This window comes from Streptomyces sp. NPDC037421 (genome assembly GCF_055602105.1).
Genome location: NZ_JBVJWV010000015.1, coordinates 90,195 through 112,619 on the forward strand (window position 1 = coordinate 90,195; position 22,425 = coordinate 112,619).

Genomic DNA, 22,425 nt, shown 5'->3' on the forward strand with positions numbered 1-22,425 from the left:
CCAGTGCCTTGCCGAGTGACACGGGGTGCCATACGTTGAGTCCCGTCCGGATGTCCCCGCGGCCCACGCCCACTCGGCACGGAACGCGCCCCGGATGCCTGCGTCACCAGGCCCCCGCTCGCCCTCACCACAGGCGCGACAGCACCACAGCTCCGCCGGACCGACGGCACCTCGCAGCACCCACCACACACGTACCCGCGCACCCGCGTATCCCTCAGCGCACCCTCATCAGCGCTAGCCGGAGGCTCTACCGTGAAGGACATCCTGGACGCGATTCAGTCGCAGTCCGCCACCGCCGCAGACTTCGCCGCACTGCCGCTCCCCGACTCGTACCGCGCGATCACCGTGCACAAGGACGAGGCGGAGATGTTCGCGGGGCTCACCACCCGCGAGAAGGACCCGCGCAAGTCCCTGCACCTCGACCAGGTCCCGGTTCCGGAACTCGGCCCGGGCGAGGCCCTGGTGGCCGTCATGGCCTCCTCGGTCAACTACAACTCGGTGTGGACCTCGATCTTCGAGCCGGTTTCCACCTTCAACTTCCTGGAGCGCTACGGGCGCCTGTCGGAGCTCACCAAGCGCCACGACCTCCCGTACCACGTCATCGGCTCCGACCTCGCGGGCGTCGTGCTGCGCACCGGCCCCGGCGTCAACTCCTGGAAGCCGGGCGACGAGGTCGTCGCGCACTGCCTCTCGGTCGAGCTGGAGTCCTCGGACGGCCACAACGACACCATGCTCGACCCCGAGCAGCGCATCTGGGGCTTCGAGACCAACTTCGGCGGCCTGGCGGAGATCGCGCTCGTCAAGTCGAACCAGCTGATGCCGAAGCCCGGCCACCTCAGCTGGGAGGAGGCCGCGTCCCCCGGTCTGGTCAACTCGACCGCCTACCGCCAGCTGGTCTCCCGCAACGGCGCCGGCATGAAGCAGGGCGACAACGTCCTGATCTGGGGCGCCAGCGGCGGCCTCGGCTCGTACGCCACCCAGTTCGCGCTGGCCGGCGGCGCCAACCCGATCTGCGTCGTCTCCTCCCCGGAGAAGGCGGAGATCTGCCGCAAGATGGGCGCCACGGCCGTGATCGACCGCAACGCCGAGGGCTACAAGTTCTGGAAGGACGAGCGCACCCAGGACCCGCGCGAGTGGAAGCGCTTCGGCTCGAAGATCCGCGAGCTGACCGGCGGCGAGGACATCGACATCGTCTTCGAGCACCCGGGCCGCGAGACCTTCGGCGCCTCCGTCTACGTCACGCGCAAGGGCGGCACGATCACCACCTGCGCCTCCACCTCGGGCTACATGCACGAGTACGACAACCGCTACCTGTGGATGTCCCTCAAGAAGATCATCGGCTCGCACTTCGCCAACTACCGCGAGGCGTGGGAGGCCAACCGCCTGATCGCCAAGGGCAAGATCCACCCCACCCTCTCGAAGGTCTACTCCCTGGAGGAGACCGGCCAGGCCGCCTACGACGTCCACCGCAACCTCCACCAGGGCAAGGTCGGCGTCCTCGCCCTCGCCCCCGAGGAGGGCCTCGGCGTCCGCGACCACGAGATGCGCGCCCGGCACCTCGACGCGATCAACCGCTTCCGTAACGTCTGAGTCCACTCAAAGGCCATAAGGATCGCCTGAGATGACAGAGCGCCAGAAGGACCGTCCGTGGCTCATGCGGACGTACGCCGGCCACTCCACGGCCGAGGCGTCCAACGAGCTGTACCGCCGCAACCTCGCCAAGGGCCAGACCGGCCTGTCGGTCGCGTTCGACCTCCCGACGCAGACCGGCTACGACCCCGACCACGTCCTCGCCCGCGGCGAGGTCGGCCGGGTCGGGGTCCCGGTCTCCCACCTCGGCGACATGCGGCGGCTGTTCCAGGACATACCCCTGGAGCAGATGAACACCTCGATGACGATCAACGCCACCGCGATGTGGCTGCTGGCGCTCTACCAGGTGGCCGCCGAGGAGCAGGGCGCGGACATCTCCCGGCTCCAGGGCACCACCCAGAACGACATCGTCAAGGAGTACCTCTCGCGCGGGACGCACGTCTTCCCGCCCGGGCCCTCGCTCCGCCTGACGACGGACATGATCGCGTACACGGTCAGCCACATCCCCAAGTGGAACCCGATCAACATCTGCTCGTACCACCTCCAGGAGGCCGGGGCCACCCCGGTCCAGGAGATCTCGTACGCCATGTCCACCGCGATCGCCGTCCTGGACTCGGTGCGCGACTCGGGCCAGGTGCCCGAGGAGCGCTTCGGCGAGGTGGTCGCCCGTATCTCCTTCTTCGTGAACGCGGGCGTCCGCTTCATCGAGGAGATGTGCAAGATGCGCGCCTTCGGCCGGATCTGGGACAAGGTCACCAAGGAGCGCTACGGCATCGAGAACGCCAAGCAGCGCCGGTTCCGCTACGGCGTCCAGGTGAACTCGCTCGGCCTGACCGAGGCGCAGCCCGAGAACAACGTCCAGCGGATCGTGCTGGAGATGCTCGCGGTCACCCTCTCCAAGGACGCCCGCGCCCGCGCGGTGCAGCTGCCCGCCTGGAACGAGGCGCTGGGGCTGCCCCGGCCCTGGGACCAGCAGTGGTCGCTGCGCATCCAGCAGGTCCTGGCCCACGAGAGCGACCTGCTGGAGTACGAGGACATCTTCGCCGGCTCCCACGTCATCGAGGCCAAGGTCGACTCCCTGGTCGCCGACTGCCTGGCCGAGATCGACCGGATCCAGGAGATGGGCGGCGCCATGGCCGCCGTCGAGTCCGGGTACCTGAAGTCCCAGCTGGTCTCCTCGCACGCCGAGCGGCGCGCCCGGATCGAGGGCGGCGAGGACAAGATCGTCGGGGTGAACTGCTTCCAGCAGACCGAGGAGAACCCGCTCACCGCCGACCTCGACGGGGCCATCATGACCGTCGACCCCGCGGTGGAGGCGTTCACCGTGGAGCGGATCACCCGCTGGCGGGCGGAGCGGCAGGAGTCCTCGGACCGGCAGGGGAACGGCGACCCGTTCGTCTTCCCGACCGCCGGGCAGGCCCTGGACCGGCTCAAGGAGGCCGCCGCCGGGACGGAGAACCTGATGGAGGCCACCCTGGAGTGCGCCCGCGCCGGTGTCACCACCGGTGAGTGGGCGAACGCCCTGCGCGAGGTCTTCGGCGAGTTCCGCGCCCCGACCGGGGTCTCCTCGGCCCCGGTCGCCGTCACCGCCGAGGAGGGCACCCCGCTGGCCCTGGTCCGTGAGAAGGTCTCCCGGACGGCCGACGAGCTGGGCTCCGGCCGGCTGCGCCTGCTGGTCGGCAAGCCCGGCCTGGACGGGCACTCCAACGGCGCCGAGCAGATCGCCGTACGGGCCCGCGACGCCGGCTTCGAGGTCGTCTACCAGGGCATCCGGCTGACTCCCGAAGAGATCTCCTCGGCGGCTCTGGCCGAGGACGTGCACTGCGTGGGACTGTCCATCCTGTCCGGGTCGCACAGCGCACTGGTCCCGGACGTCCTGGAACGGCTGCGCACGGCGGGGGCGGGCGACGTCCCCGTCATCGTCGGGGGCATCATTCCGAACGCCGACGCCGTCACGCTGAAGGCCGCCGGGGTGGCCGCCGTGTTCACCCCCAAGGACTTCGGCATCACGGAGATCATCGGCCGTATCGTCGACGAGATCCGCAAGGCCAACAAGCTCCACCCTCTCAACATCGCTGAAAGCACGGAGGTCCCCGCATGACCACGCCCCTCTCCCCCGTGAACCGGCTGCGTCCGCGCCGCTCCTGCCTCGCGGTCCCGGGTTCCAACCCGCGGTTCCTGGAGAAGGCCCAGGGCCTGCCGGCCGACCAGGTCTTCCTGGACCTGGAGGACGCCTGCGCCCCGCTCGCCAAGGAAGGCGCCCGCCACACCATCGTGGACGCGCTGAACAACGGCGACTGGACCGGCAAGACCCGCGTGGTGCGCGTCAACGACTGGACCACCCACTGGACGTACCGCGACGTCATCACCGTCGTCGAGGGCGCCGGCCAGAACCTCGACTGCATCATGCTGCCGAAGGTCCAGGACGCGCAGCAGGTCGTCGCGCTGGACCTGCTGCTGACCCAGATCGAGAAGACCATGGGCTTCGAGGTCGGCAAGATCGGCATCGAGGCGCAGATCGAGAACGCCAAGGGCCTGGTCAACGTCGACGAGATCGCCGCCGCGTCGCCGCGCCTGGAGACCATCATCTTCGGCCCGGCCGACTTCATGGCCTCGATCAACATGAAGTCCCTGGTCGTGGGCATGCAGCCGCCCGGCTACCCGGCGGACGCCTACCACTACATCCTGATGCGGATCCTGATGGCGGCCCGTACGCACAACCTCCAGGCGATCGACGGCCCCTTCCTCCAGATCCGCGACGTGGACGCCTACCGCGAGGTGGCCGGCCGCGCCGCCGCCCTGGGCTTCGACGGCAAGTGGGTGCTGCACCCGGGCCAGGTCGACGCGGCCAACGAGGTCTTCTCCCCCTCGCAGGAGGACTACGACCACGCCGAGCTGATCCTCGACGCCTACGACTGGTGCACCTCGGAGGCGGGCGGCAAGAAGGGCTCCGCGATGCTCGGCGACGAGATGATCGACGAGGCCAGCCGCAAGATGGCCCTGGTCATCGCCGGCAAGGGCCGGGCCGCCGGCATGCAGCGCACCAGCAAGTTCGAGATCCCGGAGGCCTGAGCACCATGCAGTTCGGACGCACCTACGAAGAGTTCGAGGTCGGCGCGGTCTACAAGCACTGGCCCGGGAAGACGGTCACGGAGTACGACGACCACCTCTTCTGTCTGCTCACCATGAACCACCACCCGCTGCACATGGACGTGAATTACGCGGAGAACACCACGGACTTCGGCAGGAACGTGGTGGTGGGCAACTACGTCTACTCCCTGCTGCTGGGCATGTCCGTGCCGGACGTCTCCGGGAAGGCCATCGCCAACCTGGAGATCGAGTCCCTGCGGCACGTGGCGCCGACCTTCCACGGCGACACGATCTACGGCGAGACCACGGTCCTGGACAAGACCCCGTCCAAGTCCAAGGACGACCGCGGCATCGTCTACGTGGAGACCAAGGGCTACAAGCAGGACGGCACCCTCGTCTGCGTCTTCCGGCGCAAGGTGATGGTCCCGACCGAGACGTACATCACGGCGCGCGGCGGCGAGCAGCCCGGCCGGCCTCAGCTGAAGGAACAGGGGAAGTAGCCATGGCACGACTCGCCCAGACCGCCGGGCTCACGGACGTCCAGCAGGAGATCCTCAAGACCGTCCGGGAGTTCGTCGACAAGGAGATCATCCCGGTCGCGACCGAGCTGGAGCACCGCGACGAGTACCCGCAGCAGATCGTCGACGGGCTCAAGGAGCTGGGCCTCTTCGGCCTGATGATCCCGGAGGAGTACGGCGGCCTGGGTGAGTCGCTGCTCACCTACGCGCTGTGCGTCGAGGAGATAGCGCGGGGCTGGATGTCCGTCTCGGGCATCATCAACACCCACTTCATCGTGGCGTACATGCTCAAGCAGCACGGCACGCAGGAGCAGAAGGAGTACTTCCTCCCGCGGATGGCGCTGGGCGAGGTGCGCGGCGCCTTCTCGATGTCGGAGCCGGGGCTGGGCTCGGACGTGTCGGCCATCACGTCCAAGGCGGTGAAGGACGGCGACGAGTACGTCCTGAACGGCCAGAAGATGTGGCTGACGAACGGCGGATCCTCGACGCTGGTGGCCGTTCTCGTCCGGAGTGACGAAGGACACCCCGAGGGCACGGCGCCCCACAAGTCGATGACCACCTTCCTCGTGGAGAAGGAGCCGGGCTTCGGGGAGGTCCGTCCGGGCCTGACGATCCCGGGCAAGATCGACAAGATGGGCTACAAGGGCGTCGACACGACCGAGCTCATCATGGACGGACTGCGCATTCCGGCCAATCGGGTCCTCGGAGGCCAGACGGGCCGAGGGTTTTACCAAATGATGGACGGCGTGGAGGTCGGCCGCGTCAACGTGGCGGCGCGTGGCTGCGGCGTCGCACAGCGTGCTTTCGAACTGGGTGTCTCCTATGCCCAGCAACGTCACACTTTCGGCAAGGCGATCGCCGAGCACCAGGCCATCCAGTTCAAGCTGGCCGAGATGGCTACCAAGGTCGAGGCCGCCCATGCCATGATGGTGAACGCGGCACGCAAAAAGGACTCCGGGGAACGAAACGACCTCGAAGCCGGGATGGCGAAGTACCTCGCCTCCGAATACTGCAAGGAGGTCGTCGAGGATGCCTTCCGCATCCACGGCGGCTACGGGTTCTCGAAGGAGTACGAGATCGAGCGCCTCTACCGGGAAGCGCCGATGCTTCTGATCGGTGAAGGAACCGCCGAGATCCAGAAAATGATCATCGGGCGACGCCTGCTCGAGGAGTACCGACTCCAGGGCTGAATGTCCCTTTTGCGGTGGATCATCCGATGATCCACCGCAGAAGAGTCACCAGCAGTCACTGGCCGGCGGCCATCGACTCGGCTTCTGGCTTGCCCAGTTGTTGCGCGCAACCGATAGCATTCCAGTAAAGCCGCCGTCCCGTCCCCCCGTTTGCGGCGCGGCAATCACCCGCTACGAAGGTCATCCATGCCCCACAGCCAAACCTCTGCACACCGCGACAGCCTCTCCGGCGTACGCCTCGCGCGCGGAGCATCGCCGTGGCTTCTGCCGACCGTCGCCACCGCGGCGCTCAGCCTCACCCGGGCCCGCAAGTCCGGACGCTGGGCCGCGGCGGCCGTGCCCGCCACCGCTCTCGCGGCGGGCATGCTGTGGTTCTTCCGCGACCCCGAGCGCGAGATCGCCCAGGGCCGCGTCATCTCGCCCGCCGACGGTGTGGTGCAGAGCATCATGCCGTGGAAGGACGGGCGCACCCGCGTCGCGATCTTCATGAGCCCGCTGAACGTCCACGTCAACCGCGCGCCCCTGGCGGGCACGGTGACGTCCGTGGAGCACATCCCCGGCGGGTTCGTCCCGGCGTTCAACAAGGAGAGCGAGAACAACGAGCGCGTTGTCTGGCACTTCGACACCGAGCTCGGCGACATCGAGATGGTGCAGATCGCCGGCGCCGTCGCGCGTCGCATCGTCCCGTACCTGCCGGCCGGAACCAAGGTGGAGCAGGGCGAACGCATCGGTCTGATCCGCTTCGGCTCCCGCGTCGACATCTACCTCCCGGAGGGCGTCGAGGTCGCGGTCGAGGTCGGTCAGGCCACCACCGCGGGGGTGACCCGAATTGACCGTGACTGACCCCGAGACTCCTGCCACCGGCTGGGTTCCCGAGTCGGCCGAGGAGGAGTCCGCCGAGGACGACATGCCGCTCTCGCTGCGGCTGTCGATAGCGGACACCCTCACCCTCGGCAACGCCACGTGCGGATTCATGGCGGTGTACTTCACCACCACCGGGATCCTCATCCCGCACCTCACCGGCAGCGGCGAGTCGGGCATGGCCCGGCACAGCGCGGCGACCGCGGTGATACTGATGCTGCTCGCGGCGGTCTTCGACCTCTTCGACGGCATCGTGGCCCGCAAGCTGCGCAGCTCGCCGATGGGCGCGGAGCTGGACAACCTGTCCGACCTGATCAGCTTCGGGCTGGCGCCGGCGTACTTCGTGCTGGTCTACGGCATGGTCGCCGACGACGCGCACCAGAAGATGTCGGCGCTCGCGGCGATCGTGGTCCTGCTGGCGGTCGTGCTGCGGCTCGCGAGATTCAGCTGCGTGACGATGAAGGACGGCATGTTCCAGGGCATGCCGAGCCCCTTCGGCGCGCTGACGGTCGTCTCGATCGTGCTGCTGGAGCTGCCGTTCATCCCGACGCTGCTGGCGATCATCGGGGTGGCCTGGCTGATGGTGAGCCGGGTCGAGTACCCCAAGCCGCGGGGTGTCCTCGCGGCGGCGATGCTGAGCTGGATCGTCGGGGCCATGGGCCTCCTGGCGGCCTGGGCGTTCGACGCCCCGGGCGGCCAGCTGCTCCTCCAGACCGGCTGCGCGCTCCAGATCGCCCTGGCGGCGACCATCCCGCTGTTCGCGACGACCCGTCGCGCGAACACGTTCCGCCACAACCGGCGCGAGGCGCGGGCCGCGTCGCAGCTGCCGTAGCACGCGGTAACACCGAGAAGGGCCCCGGACGCCATCAGGCGTCCGGGGCCCTTCTCGTCATGCGGCCGCAGGGCCGGGGCCGTCAGGCCGGGGCAGGGCCGGGGCCGTCAGGCCGGGGCAGGGCCGGGGCCGTCAGGCCGGGGCAGAGCCGGGGCCGTCAGGCCGGGGCGGGGGCGCGGCGGCGGGCGCGCAGGCGCAGGAGCGCGAAGACGAGCAGGGCGGTGAGTGCCAGGCCCAGGACGAAGCCGGCGACCTGCCATGCCACGGCGTGCGGGTAGGAGTACAGGAGCCAGCAGCGGTCGCGGCAGCCGCGGACACGCTCCCGCCGGCCGGGCATCGTGTGGAAGGCCAGCATCAGGGTGACGGCGAGCACGGCCGACGTCGCGCCGGTCAGCAGCCAGTACGGGACGGCGCGGAGCGCGGGCTCGTCGGCTGCCCGGGCGCCGGCGAGGTACGCCCCGGCGGCGAGCAGCGGCACCGCCAGGCCGAGGCAGGCGGCGAAGGCGTGGCCGCCGCCCGGCCAGTGCAGGGCGGCGGCGCGCCACCAATCGGCCGCGTACAGGGTGCTCAGGGTCGCGAAGGCGGCGAGCCCCAGCAGAGCGGTGGCGGCGGCCATGCCGCCCTGTGCGCGGCGGGACGCTCGGCCGCGCCCGCCCGCCGCCATGGACTCCTCGGCCCGCGGCCGCCGGCCGGCGCGCCGCTCGGCCAGCAGCCCGGGTTCCCCGCGGAGGCCGGGCGCCACCAGCAGCCGGGGTCGGTTGAACAGGACGACCGCCGGTATGAGCACCACCGTCCCGAACGCCATCAGCCCCAGGGCGGCGGCCGGGATCCCGGTCTTCGCCGCGTCCCCCGGCTCCACCCCGAGCATCGGCAGCGCCCCGCGGACGCCCACGCCGAGGGCGAGGACCCAGACTCCGCCGAGCAGGAGGGGCAAGGCCCGGTTGACGCCCCGCCGCAGCGCCGGGCCGGCGGAGACCCCCCAGGGCAGGGACCAGGACACCCAGTCCAGATCCGGCCTGCTCGCGATGCCGCCCCCGCGCCAGTGCCGGCGCAGCAGTACGGGGGAGGCTCCCAGGAACAGGAGCCAGACGACGGTCCAGATGATGGCCTCGGGTCTCACGCGCGGGTCCTTCCGGCTCGTTCCGATGTCGGCATAGGACTGGTTCAGGCCATGGGCAGGACTGATGGCCGAAATCGGTCGCCCATATTGCCACGGCCCCTGGCCAGGGCCGCACCCCGCACCGTGCTCGCCGGTGCCCGGGCCCGCGGGAGCCCGGCCCGGCCCCGGCCCCACTACGCTTGATGTCGGAAAACCGCCAGCCCGGTGGTACCTCCTCCCAGGATGCTGGAGCCATGCACACCGACACCGAGCGCTGCGTAAGGGCCGTGCAGTCGAAGGACGCCCGATTCGACGGCTGGTTCTTCACCGCCGTCGTGACCACCCGGATCTACTGCCGCCCCAGCTGCCCCGCCGTCCCGCCGAAGGTCGAGAACATGACCTTCCTGCCCAGCGCCGCGGCCTGCCAGCAGGCCGGGTTCCGGGCCTGCAAGCGGTGCCGGCCCGACACCAGCCCCGGCTCCCCCGAGTGGAACGCCCGCGCCGACGCCGTCGCGCGCGCGATGCGGCTGATCCGGGACGGGGTGGTGGACCGGGAGGGGGTGCCGGGGCTCGCGGCCCGGCTCGGCTACTCCGCCCGCCAGGTCGAGCGCCAGCTGGGTGCCGAGCTCGGCGCCGGCCCCCTCGCCCTGGCCCGGGCGCAGCGCGCCCAGACCGCGCGGCTGCTGATCGAGACGTCCGAGCTGCCGATGGCGGAGGTCGCCTTCGCCTCCGGGTTCTCCTCGATCCGGACCTTCAACGAGACCGTCCGGGAGGTCTTCGCCCTCTCCCCGACCGAGCTGCGGCTGCGCTCCGAGCGCTCTGCCCGCCGCGAGCCGCGGATCCCCGGGACGATCAGTCTGCGGCTGCCGTTCCGCAAGCCCCTCAACCCGGACAACCTCTTCGGGCACCTGGCGGCCACCGCCGTGCCCGGGGTCGAGGAGTGGCGCGACGGGGCCTACCGGCGGACGCTGCGGCTGCCGTACGGCTCGGGGGTGGTCGCGCTGACGCCCGGCCCCGACCACATCGGCTGCCGGCTCGCGCTGACCGACCTGCGGGACCTGACCATCGCCATCAGCCGCTGCCGGTGGATGCTCGACCTGGACGCCGACCCGGAGGCCGTCGACGGCCAGCTGCGCACCGATCCGCTGCTGGCCCCGCTCGTGGACAAGGCCCCCGGGCGCCGGGTGCCCCGTACCGTCGACGCGGCGGAGTTCGCCGTACGGGCGGTGCTGGGGCAGCAGGTGTCGACCGCGGCGGCGCGGACGCACGCGGCCCGGCTGGTGGCGGCGTACGGGGAGCCCGTCGAGGACCCGCAGGGCGGGCTGACCCACCTGTTCCCGTCCCCGGAGGCGCTGGCCGGCATCGACCCCGAGTCGCTGTCGATGCCGCGCAGCCGCCGCACGACCCTCACCACCCTGGTCACGGCCCTGGCCGACGGCTCGCTGCCGCTCGGCATCGACAGCGACTGGGAGGCGGCACGCGCCCGGCTGTCCGCGCTGCCCGGTTTCGGGCCGTGGACCACCGAGATCATCGCGATGCGGGCGCTGGGCGACCCCGACGCGTTCCTCCCGTCCGACCTGGGAGTGCGCAAGGCCGCCCGGGGGCTGGGCCTGCCGTCCACGCCGGCGGCCCTGACCGCCCGCGCGGGCGGCTGGCGGCCCTGGCGCGCGTACGCCGTCCAGTACCTGTGGGCCACCGACGACCACCCGATCAACCATCTGCCCGTAGCGCAAGGAGCACCGTCGTGAGCAGCGTCAGCCACAAGATCCACACCGTCGTCGACAGCCCGTACGGGCCGCTCACCCTGGTCGCCACCGACGGGGTCCTCAGCGGGCTGTACATGACGGGCCAGCGCCACCGGCCGGCCGAGGAGTCCTTCGGCGAGCGGGTGGCGGACGGCGAGGAGCCCTTCCCCGAGGTGCGGCGGCAGCTGGCCGCGTACTTCGCCGGCGAGCTGACCGAGTTCACCGTGCCGGTGCGGCTGGAGGGCACCGAGTTCCAGCGCGGCGTCTGGGAGCAGCTCGTCCGGATCCCCTACGGGCAGACGTGGTCGTACGGGCGGCTCGCCGCGGAGCTCGGCAAGCCGAACGCCTCGCGCGCGGTCGGCCTGGCGAACGGGAAGAACCCGGTCGGCATCATCGTGCCCTGCCACCGGGTGATCGGCGCCTCGGGCTCGATGACCGGGTACGGCGGCGGCATCGAGCGCAAGGTGCGGCTGCTGGAGTTCGAGAGCGGCGCGGCCCGCTGAGGCGGGCCGGTCCGGGTCAGATCACCACGAGCGGGGCGAGCAGGGCGAAGCCGGCGCCGGCTTCGACGGCGTAGGCGTAGAGGGACGGGTGCTGGACCGGGGCGGCGAGCAGGACCACGCTGTTCTGGGTGGCGGCCGCCTTGATCCAGTCGTCGTCGGCGCCGAGCCGGCCCTGGTACCAGCCCTCGCAGGCGCCGGGGCCGGTGACGGCGAGGACGTCGTCCTCGCGCCGGTAGAAGGCCTGCCAGCCCTCGGCGGGCGCGGACCAGCCCTCGAAGTCCTCGAAGGCGGACCAGCCGCCCTCGCGTATCGCGGTGTCGAACAGCCAGATCGGCATCCCCTCTTCGGAGACCTCGCCGCCCGACTGCTCGTCGGTGGTGAAGTGGACCATGGGGAGGGCGTCGGGCCCGTCGGCCGTGCTCGGCCAGGCGTACATCGTGATCATCTGTTGATTCTGCCCTGGTCGGAGGTGTCCAAGTACGCGGGGTGGTTCAGGGGTTGGCCGGCCGGCGGCCGTTCTCCAGTTCCACGGTGCCCTCGCCCGACTCCAGGGCGCGGTACGCCTCCTGGGTGCGCAGGCCGAGCGATCCGGGGAGGTGGTGGGTGAGTTCGGCGGGCTCGACGAGCTTCCAGGAGAGGAGTTCCTCTTCCTGGAGCTTGACGGAGCCGAGCTGTGTGGCGTCGAGCACGCCGCCGTCGTAGAGGTAGGCGACGAGCGGCGGGCGGCCCGCGCCGAGGCTCCAGTCGACGGCGAGGAGCCGGCCGAGCGGGACGTCGATGCCGATCTCCTCGGCGCTCTCGCGCCGGGCGGCCGTACGGGGTGACTCGCCGCTGTCCGATTCGACCGTTCCGCCCGGCAGGGCCCAGCCCTCGCGGTAGTTGGGCTCGACGAGCAGGACCCGGCCCCGCTCGTCGCGGAAGAGGGCGGCGGCTCCGGCCAGCACCCGGGGCAGGCTCGCGATGTAGGTGGCGAAGTCATCCGTGGTGGTCACGCGGCCACCCTAACCGTCGGTAGGGGGCGCCGCGCAGGGCGGGCCCGCGCGGAACCCGTTCAGGTGCCGCCGCCGTCCTCGCGGTCGCGTCCCCGGGATTCGGCGACGCGGCGCAGCCGGGGGTGGCGGGTCTGGCCCTGCTCGGTGATGGCGTCGCCGACCATGGCCTTGACGGCGTCCCGCAGCCCGTGGAGGGCGGGGTGGCGGGCCGGTCCCGCGCCGGGGTCCTCGCGCAGTTCCTTCAGCAGCGCCCAGCACAGCAGCAGCATGACGATCACGAAGGGCAGGGCGACCAGGATGGTCGCGGTCTGGAGGGACTTCAGGCCGCCGGCGACGAGCAGTACGGCGGCCACCGCGGCCATCAGCACGCCCCAGGTGACGACGAGCCAGGTGGGCGGGTGCAGGGAGCCCCGGCTGGTGAGGGAGCCCATGACCAGGGAGGCCGAGTCGGCGCTGGTGACGAAGTACGTCATGACCAGGGCCATGGCCACCCATGAGGTGAGCGTGCCGAGCGGGAGGGCGTCGAGCATGGCGAAGAGGGAGGCCTCCGCGCCCTCCTTGACCTTGGAGGCGAGGTCGGCGGCGCCGGTGGAGTCGAGGCGGATGGCGGTGCCGCCCATGACGCAGAACCAGACGACGGTGGCTCCGCTGGGGACGAGCAGGACTCCGACGAGGAACTCGCGGATGGTGCGGCCGCGGGAGATGCGGGCGATGAAAGTGCCGACGAAGGGGGCCCAGGAGAGCCACCAGGCCCAGTAGAAGATCGTCCACGCGCCGAGCCAGGCGCTGTCGGTGAAGGCGCCGGTGCGGGAGGCCATGGGCAGCAGTTCGTGCAGGTAGCTGCCGACGCCGGCCGGGATGACGTCGAGGACGTAGACGGTCGGCCCGAGGACGAAGACGAAGAGCATCAGGGTGGCGGCGAGCACGATGTTGACGGTGCTGAGCCATTTGACGCCCCTGTGCAGTCCGGAGAAGGCGGACAGCACGAAGGCGGCGGAGAGCGAGGCGATGATGACGAGCTCGACGCGGGTGGAGTCCTCGATGCCGGTGGTGATGTTCAGGCCCTTGGAGACCTGGAGGGCGCCGAGGCCGAGGCTGGTCGCGGTGCCGAAGACGGTGGCGAAGACGGCGAGCAGGTCGATGGCCTTGCCGGGCCTGCCGTTGGCCCGTTCCTCGCCCATGAGCGGGACGAAGGCGGAGCTGAGGCGGTTGCCGCGGCCCTTGCGGAAGGTCGCGTAGGCGAGGGCGAGGCCGGCGATGCCGTAGATCGCCCAGGGGGTGAGGGTCCAGTGGAAGAAGGAGTAGTCCAGGGCGGCGCGGGCGGCCGCCCCGGTGCCGGGGGCGGCGCCGCTGGCGGGGGGCGGGTTGAGGTAGTGGGTGAGCGGCTCCCCCACCCCGTAGAACATCAGGCCGATGCCCATGCCGGCGCTGAACATCATCGCGATCCACGCGAGGTTGCCGAATTCCGGCTCGGAGTCGTCGGCGCCGAGCCGGATCCGGCCGAAGCGGCTGATGGCGAGGACGACACACATGACGAGGAAGACGTCGGCGGCGATCACGAAGAGCCAGGCGAAGTTGTTCAGCACCCAGGCCAGGGCGGCGGCGGAGGCGGTGTCGAAGGAGTCCTTGCCGAGGGCGGCCCAGCCGACGACGGCGAGCACGGCGATCACTCCGACGGTGACGACGCCGAGGTCGGGAGAGCCGTCCGCCGGGCCCCCGGACCCCGCTCCGGGGGCATCCGGACGTGCCTGTTCCAGTGATTCCGGGCTCATGGGGCCACACTATGCGGGGATATATCCCTATTTTGATGCATGGCGCGCCGCATGTGGCCCAGGCCACTCATGGGCATAGGAGGATCCTCCGGATAAGCTCATGGCGGCGCGACTGCACTGTTCGATAGCAAGGGATAGCAAAGGTGACGGACGGAGCAGTAACTGAGGCCGCGCGCGTGCTCATCGCCGCGGACAAATTCAAGGGCTCGCTCACGGCCGTTCAGGTCGCCGAGCGGGTGACGGCCGGCCTTCGCAAGGCCGTACCGGGCGTGGAGGTCGAGACCCTCCCCGTCGCGGACGGCGGCGACGGCACGGTCGCGGCCGCCGTGGCGGCCGGGTTCGAACGCCGGGAGGTACGGGTCACCGGACCCCTCGGTGACCAGGTCACGGCCGCTTTCGCGCTGCGCGACGGCACCGCCGTGGTCGAGATGGCGGAGGCCTCCGGGCTCCAGCTGCTGCCGGCGGGCACCTTCGCCCCGCTGACGGCGACCACGTACGGCTCCGGCGAGGTGCTGAAGGCCGCGCTGGACGCGGGCGCGCGCTCGATCGTCTTCGGCGTGGGCGGCAGCGCCACCACCGACGGCGGCGCGGGCATGCTGGCCGCGCTGGGCGCGGTGTTCCTGGACGCGAACGGCGAACCGGTCGGCCCGGGCGGTGGCGCGCTGGCGTCCCTGGCGTCGGCGGACCTGTCCGGGGTCGACCCCCGCTTCGCGGAGGTGGAGTTCGTCCTCGCCAGCGACGTGGACAACCCGCTGACCGGCCCGAAGGGCTGCGCGGCGGTGTACGGCCCGCAGAAGGGCGCGTCGCCAAAGGACGTGGCGGCGCTCGACGCGGCCCTCGCGCACTTCGCGGTGGTGCTGGAGAAGTCGATCGGCGCGAAGGCGGCCGAGTGCGCGGTGCTGCCGGGCGCGGGCGGCGCGGGCGGCATCGGCTACGGGGCGCTGCTGCTCGGCGCGACGTTCCGGCCCGGCATCGAGCTGATGCTGGAGGTGCTGGGCTTCGCCCCGGCGCTGGAGCGGGCCACGCTGGTCATCACCGGTGAGGGCTCCCTGGACGAGCAGACCCTGCACGGCAAGGCCCCGGCCGGTGTCGCGGCGGCGGCGCGGGCGGCGGGCAAGCCGGTGGTGGCGGTCTGCGGGCGGCTGCTGCTGGGGCAGGAGGCCCTGGAGGCGGCGGGCATCCGCAAGGCGTACCCGCTGACGGACCTGGAGCCGGACCCGGCGAAGTCCATCCCGAACGCCGGGCCGCTGCTGGAGCGGGTCGCGGAGAACATCGCCGCCGAGGTCCTCTGACCCCGGCCGGTCCCCGGCCCCGAGGCCCGTTGCCCCGCAGGGGGCGGCGGGCCTCTGCCGTGGCCCGGCCCCGGGGGCGCCGCGGCGCGGGCCCGTCCCCTCCCCGCCCTTCGCCCTCCCCCAGCCTCAGTCCGGGGGACCCCCGCGCCTCAGACGCCGGCGAATTCAGCCTCGTCGGCGTTTGAGGCGCTGGGGGTCCGGGGCGCAGCCCCGGGGAACGGAGGAAGGGCGGGCAGGGGACCAGCCCCGCGCAGCGGCCCGTCAGCCCGGCTCCGCTACACGGGCGGCGAGGCCGTCCAGGAGGGCCGTCAGGCCGAAGCGGAGGAGGGACTCGGGGGACAGGGCGGCCAGCCCACGGGCGGCGGCGAACGCCGGGAAGGCGCCGCCGTCGACCAGGGCGGCCAGCCGGGCCTCCTGGGCCCGCATCCAGTCCTCCCCGCTCACCCCGCTGGAGCGCGCCGCCTCGGACTCCGGCTCCAGGTCCACCGCGTGTCCCCGGACGTAGCCGAAGAGGGTCACGGCGGCGTGCATCCTGGTGTCGTCGTCCAGGCCCAGCCCCTCCAGCGCGGCGAGCGCCCAGTCGATGTGCCGGATGCCGTTCGGGACCAGCAGCGGGCGGTTCAGGTTCATGGCTCCGGCGAGCCAGGGGTGCCTGCCGTACAGCCGCCACTGCACGGCCGCCGACAGCTCCAGCCGGGCCCGCCAGTGCGGCGGCGGCCGCTCCGGCAGGGCCTCCTCCCCGAAGACCGCGTCGGCCATCAGCACCACCAGCCGCTCCTTGTTGCCCACGTGCCGGTACAGGGACATCGCCGAGACCCCCAGCTCCGCGCCGAGCCGCCGCATGGTCAGGGCGGCCAGGCCCTCCGCGTCCGCGATCTCGACCCCCGTACGGACGATCCGGGCGCGGTACTCCAAGTCGTCGGCCGGGTGGCGCCCGGAGCTCGGGGCCGGCCGGTCGGCGACCACCGTGCCGACCCCCGGCACCGCACGGACCAGGCCCTCCTGCCCGAGCGCCGCGAGGACCTTGCTCGCCGTGGCCATGGCCACCCCCCACCGCTGGGTGATCGCCCGCGTCGACGGCACCCGGTCCCCCGGCCGCAGCTCGCCGCTCTCGATCCGCCGCCTCAGCTCGGCCGCGATCCGCGCGTACGGCGCCTCTTCCTTCATCCCGCCCTCCTGGTGCACTAGTACACCCCAACCCTAGTGCACTAGGTTGCTTTGCCCAACTCCCCTGTTCCCACCAGGGATCTCCGTCTGTACGTTGTACACATCACCCCGAGAGAGGAAACGGAAATGAACAAGAGCGTGCTGATCTCCGGTGGCAGCGTCGCGGGCCCCGCCCTCGCCTACTGGCTGCACCGCCACGGCTTCGCCCCCACCATCGTCGAGCGGGCCCCGCGGCTGCGCGACGGCGGCTACGCGGTCGACTTCCGCGGTGAGGCCCTGGACGTCCTCGACCGCATGGGCCTGCTGGACGCCGTCCGCGCCCTGGACACCGAGATGGGCGACGCGGCCATGGTCGACGCCGAGGGCAGGCGGTACGCCACCCTCCCGGCGGCGGTGTTCGCGGGCGACCTGGAGGCCCTCAAGGGCGATGTGACCCGGCTGCTGTACGAGGCCACCCGCCAGGACACCGAGTACGTCTTCGGCGACTCGATCGCGAGCCTGGAGCAGGACGAGGACGGCGTCCTCGTCACCTTCGAGCGCGGCGCGCCCCGCCGCTTCGACCTGGTCGTCGGCGCGGACGGCCTCCACTCGAAGACCCGGGCCCTGGCCTTCGGGCCCGAGGAGCGGTACCTGCGCCACCTCGGCATCTACACGGCGGTCTTCAACCTGGACAACTACCTGGGGCTGGAGAACACCGGCCGGCTGTACTCCGTCCCGGGCAAGGCCGCCAACATCTTCACGGCCCGTGCGAACACCGAGGCCCGGGCCGCCTTCCACTTCGCCGCCGAGGGCCTGGAGTACGACCGCCGCGACCCGGCCGCGCACAAGCGGATCGTCGCCGAGCGGTTCGCGGGCGAGGGCTGGGAGGTGCCGCGCCTGCTGGAGGAGATGGAGGCGGCCGAGGAGTTCTTCTTCGATGCCAACGCCCAGGTGGAGATGGACACCTGGGCCGCCGGCCGCGTCGTGCTGCTCGGTGACGCGGCCGCCTGCGCGGCGCCGACCTCGGGCCGCGGCACCTCGCAGGCCCTGATCGGCGCGTACCTCCTGGCGGGCGAGCTGGGCGTCTGCGGCGGCGACCACGCCGCGGCCTTCGCCGCGTACGAGGAGCGCATGCGCGGCTACGTCGCCGAGCACCAGGCCCTGGGCCGTGAGGGCGCCGAGCGGTTCTTCATGCCGGCCCCGACCCAGGAGATCCTGGACATGCTCGCCGCGAACGCCCCCGAGAACACCCGCACGGAGCCGGTCCGCCTCCAGGACTACGGGGTGTGAGCCGCCACAGCCGCGTCGAGCAGCTCGGCCGTGGTCACCACGCGGGCGAAGCGGCCGCCCTGGAGGTTGACCGCGGTGGCGGCGGCCAGTTCGTCGGCGGTCAGGGACAGGCCGCCCGGGCCGGCGAGGTCGAAGGTGTGGGTGGCGTCCAGGGGCACCAGCACGTCATGGCCGAGGTTCCCCGCCATCCGGGCGGTGGTCTCGACGCACATGTTGGTCTGGATCCCGGCCACGACGAGCTGGCGGGTGCCGCTCGCGGTGAGCCACTCGGAAAGGTCCGGGGTGCCGTAGAAGGCCGAGTTGACGGTCTTGGTGACCAGGAGGGCCTCCTGGCCGCGGCGGTCCTCGACGAAGTCCTTGAAGGCGTGGCCGGGCTGGTCCGGGGCCAGCACGGAGCCGGGCCGCGAGGCGTGCCGGACCAGCACCACCGGGCGGCCGGTCTCCCGCCAGGCGTCCATGAGGGCGGCGATGTTCCCCTCGGCGGCCGGGTTGTTGCGCTTCCCCCAGAAGGAGGCGTCGTCGAAGCCCTTCTGGACGTCGATCACGAGCAGGGCGCTGTCGGCGGCGATCTCGATCGCGTTCTCTGTCATGGCTCCATCGTGTCCGCCCGGCCGCACCCGCCCCAGGGGCCCCGGGGCCGCGAACCGATGAGATCCTGCCAGACTGGCAGCACTCCCCCTTCCGGCTCTGGCACAGTGGCCCCATGCAGCGCGTCGCCATCGTCGCCCAGCCCGGGATCCGCGGCTTCGACCTCGCCGTCATCACCGAGGTCTGGGGCCCCGACCGCAGCCGCGCCGGGGTGCCCCCCTTCGAGCTGCGCCGCTGCGCCCTGGACGACGGGCCGATCGCCCTGCCCGGCGGGCTGACCCTGATGCCCGACCGGGGCCTCGACTGGCTCGGGCAGGCCGACCTGATCGTCGTACCGGCACTGGCCGAACCCGCCGACCCGACGCCCGAGCCCGTCCTCGCCGCGCTGCGCGCCGCGCACGCCCGCGGGGTGCCGGTGGCCGCGCTCTGCGCCGGGGCGTTCGTACTCGCCGAGGCCGGGCTGCTGGACGGCCGCCGGGCGGTGACGCACTGGTGGCTGGCCCCTCAGCTGGCGGCCCGCTACCCGGCGGTGCTGGTCGAGGAGGCCCCGCTCTTCGTGGAGGACGACGGGCTGTGGACCTCCGCCGGGGTGGCCTCCGGGATCGACCTGTGCCTGCACCTGGTCCGCGAGGCCCACGGCGCGGAGGCCGCCGCCGCCATCGCCCGTTCGATGGTGACCGGCCCCTTCCGCACCGGGGACCACGCCCAGTACCTGGACCGGCCCACCCCGGCGGCGGACCGTACCGCCGAGGCGCTGGCCGCCGTACGGCAGCAGGCGCTGCGCAGGCTGCACGAGCCGCTGGACGTGGCCACCCTGGCCCGCTGGGCGGGCATGTCCCCGCGTTCCTTCGCCCGGCACTTCACCGCGGCCACCGGCACCACGCCGCACAGATGGCTGCTGAGCCGGCGCCTGGACGAGGCCCGCAAACTCCTGGAGCGCACCGACCATCCGGTGCCGGAGGTGGCCCGGCGCGCCGGGTTCGCCAGCGAGGTCACCTTCCGCCAGCACTTCGGGGCCGCCTTCGGCCTGAGCCCGCGCGCGTACCGGGCGGCCGCGGCCAGCGCTCCCGCGGGCGGCGACAGTGCTAGAAATGGCTCATGACCGGACGTTCGGGTCGGCACAGGGAGACGCGGCCCCCGAGCCTGCCCGCGCGCCTGTGGCTGGCCCGGAACAGCATCGCCGGCCAGGTCTTCTCCGTCACCGCCGTCATCGTGCTGGTGCTGATCACAACGGCCGCGCTGGCCCTGGTGTTCCAGGGCCGCTACGACATCGAGCGCAACGCCCGGGACCGCTCGCTGGCCGCCGCCGAGGCCTTCGCCCACGCCCCCGGCCTGCCCGCGGCCCTGAAGTCCGCCGACCCGACGGCCGAGCTCCAGCCGCTGGCCGAGGGCGCCCGCCGCGCCTCGGGGGTGGACTTCGTCGCCGTCATGACCACCGACGGGATCCGCTACACCGACTCCAGACCCGAGCTGATCGGGCAGCGCGCCACCGGGGACCTCGCCCGCGCGGCGGCCGGGGACTCCTTCACGGAGGTGTTCAAGGGCGATCCCAGTGACGCCGTCCGCGCCGTGGTCCCGGTGAGGGACGCGCGGGGCACCGTCGTGGGGCTGGTCGCCACCGGCATCGAGGTGGAGAACGTCGGCCAGGCCGTGGAGGGCCAGCTGCCGCTGCTGCTCGGCGCGGCGGCGGGCGCCCTGCTGCTGGGCACCGGCGGCGCCGCCCTGGTCAGCCGCCGGCTGCGGCGCCAGACCCGGGGCCTGGGCGCCGTGGAGATGGCCCGGATGAACGAGCACCACGAGGCGGTGCTGCACGCCGTGCGCGAGGGAGTGCTGATCGTCGGCGCCGACCACCGGCTGCTGCTCGCCAACGACGAGGCCCGGCGGCTGCTGGACCTGCCGCCCGACGCCGAGCAGCGGTACGTCGGCGACCTCGGCCTGGACCCGCGCACCACCGAGCTGCTGCTGTCGGGTCGGGTCGCCACGGACGAGGTCCACCTGGCGGGCGACCGGCTCCTCGCCGTCAACGTACGGCCCACCGAGCCGTTCGCCGGGCGGCCGTCGGGCAGTGTCACCACCCTGCGCGACACCACCGAGCTCGCGGCGCTGTCCGGGCGCGCCGAGGTGGCCCGGGAGCGGCTCCAGATGCTCTACGAGGCGGGCGTGCGGATCGGCACCACCCTGGACGTGGTGCGGACGGCGGAGGAGCTGTCGGAGGTGGCCGTGCCGCGCTTCGCGGACTTCGTCACCGTCGAGCTGCTGGAGCCGGTGCTGCGCGGGGACGAGCCCTCGCCCGCGGCGGGGGCGCACACCCGGATGCGCCGGGCGGCGATGAGCGGGACGCGCACCGACCAGCCGCTCCAGCCGGTCGGGGACGTCATCCGCTTCGAGGTGCCGACGGCTCCGATGGCGGCGGCCCTGGCCGCCGGGCACGCGGTGCTGGCCGCCGACCTGCACGCGGCGATGGGCTGGCGGGCGCAGGACGAGCCCGGGACGAAGCAGGCCCTGGACTACGGGCTCCACTCGCTGATCTCCGTACCGCTCCAGGCCCGGGGCGTGGTCCTGGGCATGGCCAATTTCTGGCGGGCGGCGGACACCCCGGAGGCCTTCGACGAGGAGGACCTGTCCTTCGCGGAGGAGCTGGGGACGCGGGCGGCGGTGTCCGTCGACAACGCCCGCCGCTTCACCCGCGAGCACGCCACCGCCGTGGCCCTCCAGCGCAGCCTGCTGCCCCGGGTGCTGCCGGAGCTGAGCGCGGTGGACACGGCGTTCCGCTACCTGCCCGCGAAGGCGGGGGTGGGCGGGGACTGGTTCGACGTGATCCCTCTGCCGGGGGCCCGGGTGGCGCTGGTGGTGGGCGACGTGGTGGGGCACGGGGTGCACGCGGCGGCGACGATGGGCCGGCTGCGGACCGCGGTGCACAACTTCTCGACCCTGGACATGCCGCCCGACGAGCTGCTCGGCCACCTGGACGAGCTGACCGGCCGGATCGACCAGCTGGAGGACGGGGAGCCCGGCGAGGGCGGAGCCGAGGGTACGGGCCTGGCCGGGGGCGTGGAGGAGCCGCCGGCCGGGATCACCGGCGCCACCTGCCTGTACGCCGTCTACGATCCGGTGTCCGGGCAGTGCACGATGGCCAGCGCCGGACATCCCGGGCCCGCCCTGGTGCACCGGGACGGGCGGGTGGAGTTCCCCGAGCTGCCCGCCGGGCTGCCGCTCGGGGTGGGCGGGATGCCCTTCGAGACGGCTCGGCTGGTGCTGCCCGAGGGGAGCCGGCTGGTGCTGTTCACGGACGGGCTGCTGGAGGACCGCGACCGGGACTTCGACAGCGGGCTCGAGCTGCTGAGCGAGACCCTGTCGCGGCCGGGCCGCAGCCCCGAGCAGGCCTGCGCGGACGTGCTGGCGGCGCTGCTGTTCCCGGCGCCGAGCGACGACATCGCGCTGCTGGTGGCGGACACCCGGCGGCTGGAGCCGGGCCGGATCGCGGAGTGGGACGTGCCCGACGATCCGGCGGCCGTGTCGCGGGTGCGGCGGGAGGCCGCCGCGCAGCTGCGGGACTGGGGGCTGGAGGAAGCTTCCTTCACGGCCGAGCTGATCCTCAGCGAGCTGATCACCAACGCCATCCGGTACGGGAACGAGCCGATCCGCGTCCGTCTGCTGCGCGACCGGGCGCTGATCTGCGAGGTCGCCGACGGCAGCAGCACCTCCCCGCACCTGCGGTACGCGGCGACGACGGACGAAGGGGGCCGGGGCCTGTTCCTGGTGGCCCAGTACGCCGAGCGGTGGGGCACCCGCTACACGGAGCGCGGCAAGGTCATCTGGGCGGAGCTGTCGCCGTCGGGCGGCGAGGCCCCGGTGCCGCTGGAGATGGACCTGGACGCCCTGGAGGACCTGGCCTGGTGAGGGCCGCCCGGCACGCC

At 72.4% G+C, this 22,425-nt stretch carries 19 protein-coding genes; 13 read left to right on the forward strand and 6 right to left on the reverse strand.

Annotated elements, in window-relative coordinates; translation table 11 throughout:
• Positions 1 to 252: 252 nt before the first annotated feature.
• The 7 genes from ccrA (at position 253) to pssA (ending at position 8,081) form a co-directional block, all read left to right on the forward strand.
• The gene (ccrA, locus tag ACZ7IF_RS22210) at positions 253 to 1,590 is read left to right on the forward strand and encodes a crotonyl-CoA carboxylase/reductase (RefSeq protein ID WP_470973794.1); all 1,338 of its coding nucleotides are present in this window, start codon (positions 253 to 255) and stop codon (positions 1,588 to 1,590) included.
• 31 nt (positions 1,591 to 1,621) lie between these two features.
• Positions 1,622 to 3,691 carry a protein meaA gene (locus ACZ7IF_RS22215; RefSeq protein ID WP_470973796.1) on the forward strand — a complete coding sequence of 690 codons (2,070 nt, stop codon included), beginning with the start codon at positions 1,622 to 1,624 and terminating at the stop codon, positions 3,689 to 3,691.
• Positions 3,688 to 4,662, forward strand: coding sequence for an HpcH/HpaI aldolase/citrate lyase family protein (locus ACZ7IF_RS22220; protein ID WP_470973798.1), 975 nt, complete (start codon positions 3,688 to 3,690; stop codon positions 4,660 to 4,662). Before ACZ7IF_RS22215 ends, ACZ7IF_RS22220 begins: the two co-directional genes overlap by 4 nt.
• Before the next feature lie 5 nt (positions 4,663 to 4,667).
• Complete coding sequence (locus tag ACZ7IF_RS22225) at positions 4,668 to 5,180, forward strand: MaoC family dehydratase (protein WP_401252887.1); 513 nt, start codon at positions 4,668 to 4,670, stop codon at positions 5,178 to 5,180.
• A 2-nt stretch (positions 5,181 to 5,182) separates the two neighbouring features.
• Positions 5,183 to 6,388 carry an acyl-CoA dehydrogenase family protein gene (locus ACZ7IF_RS22230; protein ID WP_007267474.1) on the forward strand — a complete coding sequence of 402 codons (1,206 nt, stop codon included), beginning with the start codon at positions 5,183 to 5,185 and terminating at the stop codon, positions 6,386 to 6,388.
• Between the two features lie 186 nt (positions 6,389 to 6,574).
• Positions 6,575 to 7,231: a phosphatidylserine decarboxylase gene (locus tag ACZ7IF_RS22235; protein WP_125817380.1), complete on the forward strand. Its 657-nt coding sequence runs from the start codon at positions 6,575 to 6,577 to the stop codon at positions 7,229 to 7,231.
• Positions 7,218 to 8,081 carry a CDP-diacylglycerol--serine O-phosphatidyltransferase gene (gene pssA / locus ACZ7IF_RS22240; RefSeq protein ID WP_470973801.1) on the forward strand — a complete coding sequence of 288 codons (864 nt, stop codon included), beginning with the start codon at positions 7,218 to 7,220 and terminating at the stop codon, positions 8,079 to 8,081. The genes ACZ7IF_RS22235 and pssA overlap by 14 nt, the downstream gene beginning before the upstream one ends.
• Before the next feature lie 157 nt (positions 8,082 to 8,238).
• Here the strand turns inward: pssA and ACZ7IF_RS22245 are convergent, their stop codons facing one another.
• On the reverse strand, positions 8,239 to 9,201 hold the full coding sequence (locus ACZ7IF_RS22245; protein WP_470973802.1) for a hypothetical protein: 963 nt from the start codon (positions 9,199 to 9,201) through the stop codon (positions 8,239 to 8,241).
• A 233-nt stretch (positions 9,202 to 9,434) separates the two neighbouring features.
• On the opposite strand from ACZ7IF_RS22245, the gene ACZ7IF_RS22250 reads away from it, so the two are divergent.
• Both ACZ7IF_RS22250 and ACZ7IF_RS22255 read left to right on the forward strand, forming a co-directional pair.
• On the forward strand, positions 9,435 to 10,928 hold the full coding sequence (locus tag ACZ7IF_RS22250) for an AlkA N-terminal domain-containing protein (RefSeq protein ID WP_470973804.1): 1,494 nt from the start codon (positions 9,435 to 9,437) through the stop codon (positions 10,926 to 10,928).
• Positions 10,925 to 11,428 carry a methylated-DNA--[protein]-cysteine S-methyltransferase gene (locus ACZ7IF_RS22255; protein WP_470973805.1) on the forward strand — a complete coding sequence of 168 codons (504 nt, stop codon included), beginning with the start codon at positions 10,925 to 10,927 and terminating at the stop codon, positions 11,426 to 11,428. Before ACZ7IF_RS22250 ends, ACZ7IF_RS22255 begins: the two co-directional genes overlap by 4 nt.
• 16 nt (positions 11,429 to 11,444) lie before the next feature.
• Here ACZ7IF_RS22255 and ACZ7IF_RS22260 read toward each other — a convergent pair whose 3' ends face one another.
• The 3 genes from ACZ7IF_RS22260 to ACZ7IF_RS22270 are packed head-to-tail and all read right to left on the reverse strand — an operon-like array spanning position 11,445 to position 14,192.
• Positions 11,445 to 11,873 (reverse strand): hypothetical protein, encoded by a 429-nt coding sequence (locus tag ACZ7IF_RS22260; RefSeq protein ID WP_042802173.1) that lies wholly within the window; start codon positions 11,871 to 11,873, stop codon positions 11,445 to 11,447.
• A 46-nt stretch (positions 11,874 to 11,919) separates the two neighbouring features.
• Positions 11,920 to 12,420, reverse strand: a complete 501-nt coding sequence (locus ACZ7IF_RS22265; RefSeq protein WP_470973808.1) for an NUDIX domain-containing protein — start codon at positions 12,418 to 12,420, stop codon at positions 11,920 to 11,922.
• A gap of 59 nt (positions 12,421 to 12,479) precedes the next feature.
• A complete protein-coding gene (locus ACZ7IF_RS22270; protein WP_470973809.1) occupies positions 12,480 to 14,192 on the reverse strand; it encodes a BCCT family transporter in 1,713 nt (570 codons plus the stop codon).
• Between the two features lie 143 nt (positions 14,193 to 14,335).
• Between ACZ7IF_RS22270 and ACZ7IF_RS22275 the strand changes: the two genes are divergently transcribed.
• Positions 14,336 to 15,484, forward strand: coding sequence for a glycerate kinase (locus ACZ7IF_RS22275; protein ID WP_470973810.1), 1,149 nt, complete (start codon positions 14,336 to 14,338; stop codon positions 15,482 to 15,484).
• 261 nt (positions 15,485 to 15,745) lie between these two features.
• Here ACZ7IF_RS22275 and ACZ7IF_RS22280 read toward each other — a convergent pair whose 3' ends face one another.
• Positions 15,746 to 16,651 (reverse strand): GntR family transcriptional regulator, encoded by a 906-nt coding sequence (locus ACZ7IF_RS22280; RefSeq protein WP_470973812.1) that lies wholly within the window; start codon positions 16,649 to 16,651, stop codon positions 15,746 to 15,748.
• 126 nt (positions 16,652 to 16,777) lie between these two features.
• Here ACZ7IF_RS22280 and ACZ7IF_RS22285 point away from each other — a divergent pair, with 126 nt between their 5' ends.
• On the forward strand, positions 16,778 to 17,920 hold the full coding sequence (locus ACZ7IF_RS22285) for an FAD-dependent monooxygenase (RefSeq protein WP_470973813.1): 1,143 nt from the start codon (positions 16,778 to 16,780) through the stop codon (positions 17,918 to 17,920).
• On the opposite strand, the gene ACZ7IF_RS22290 is transcribed toward ACZ7IF_RS22285, so the two are convergent.
• On the reverse strand, positions 17,908 to 18,510 hold the full coding sequence (locus ACZ7IF_RS22290; protein ID WP_470973816.1) for a cysteine hydrolase family protein: 603 nt from the start codon (positions 18,508 to 18,510) through the stop codon (positions 17,908 to 17,910). The genes ACZ7IF_RS22285 and ACZ7IF_RS22290 overlap by 13 nt on opposite strands.
• 113 nt (positions 18,511 to 18,623) lie before the next feature.
• On the opposite strand from ACZ7IF_RS22290, the gene ACZ7IF_RS22295 reads away from it, so the two are divergent.
• Together ACZ7IF_RS22295 and ACZ7IF_RS22300 are read left to right on the forward strand one after the other, a co-directional pair.
• Entirely contained in the window at positions 18,624 to 19,610 is a 987-nt protein-coding gene (locus tag ACZ7IF_RS22295) for a GlxA family transcriptional regulator (protein ID WP_470973819.1), read from the forward strand.
• Positions 19,607 to 22,408, forward strand: a complete 2,802-nt coding sequence (locus ACZ7IF_RS22300; protein WP_470973820.1) for a SpoIIE family protein phosphatase — start codon at positions 19,607 to 19,609, stop codon at positions 22,406 to 22,408. The genes ACZ7IF_RS22295 and ACZ7IF_RS22300 overlap by 4 nt, the downstream gene beginning before the upstream one ends.
• The last annotated feature ends 17 nt before the right edge of the window (positions 22,409 to 22,425 follow it).

Bases quoted from the DNA above. Each gene is read 5' to 3' on its own strand.
- ACZ7IF_RS22215 (WP_470973796.1), top strand. From the start codon at position 1,622: ATGACAGAGCGCCAGAAGGACCGTCCGTGGCTCATGCGGACGTACGCC.
- ACZ7IF_RS22220 (WP_470973798.1), top strand. From the start codon at position 3,688: ATGACCACGCCCCTCTCCCCCGTGAACCGGCTGCGTCCGCGCCGCTCC.
- ACZ7IF_RS22225 (WP_401252887.1), top strand. From the start codon at position 4,668: ATGCAGTTCGGACGCACCTACGAAGAGTTCGAGGTCGGCGCGGTCTAC.
- ACZ7IF_RS22230 (WP_007267474.1), top strand. From the start codon at position 5,183: ATGGCACGACTCGCCCAGACCGCCGGGCTCACGGACGTCCAGCAGGAG.
- ACZ7IF_RS22235 (WP_125817380.1), top strand. From the start codon at position 6,575: ATGCCCCACAGCCAAACCTCTGCACACCGCGACAGCCTCTCCGGCGTA.
- ACZ7IF_RS22250 (WP_470973804.1), top strand. From the start codon at position 9,435: ATGCACACCGACACCGAGCGCTGCGTAAGGGCCGTGCAGTCGAAGGAC.
- ACZ7IF_RS22260 (WP_042802173.1), bottom strand. From the start codon at position 11,873: ATGATCACGATGTACGCCTGGCCGAGCACGGCCGACGGGCCCGACGCC.
- ACZ7IF_RS22270 (WP_470973809.1), bottom strand. From the start codon at position 14,192: ATGAGCCCGGAATCACTGGAACAGGCACGTCCGGATGCCCCCGGAGCG.
- ACZ7IF_RS22280 (WP_470973812.1), bottom strand. From the start codon at position 16,651: ATGAAGGAAGAGGCGCCGTACGCGCGGATCGCGGCCGAGCTGAGGCGG.
- ACZ7IF_RS22285 (WP_470973813.1), top strand. From the start codon at position 16,778: ATGAACAAGAGCGTGCTGATCTCCGGTGGCAGCGTCGCGGGCCCCGCC.
- ACZ7IF_RS22290 (WP_470973816.1), bottom strand. From the start codon at position 18,510: ATGACAGAGAACGCGATCGAGATCGCCGCCGACAGCGCCCTGCTCGTG.
- ACZ7IF_RS22295 (WP_470973819.1), top strand. From the start codon at position 18,624: ATGCAGCGCGTCGCCATCGTCGCCCAGCCCGGGATCCGCGGCTTCGAC.
- ACZ7IF_RS22300 (WP_470973820.1), top strand. From the start codon at position 19,607: ATGACCGGACGTTCGGGTCGGCACAGGGAGACGCGGCCCCCGAGCCTG.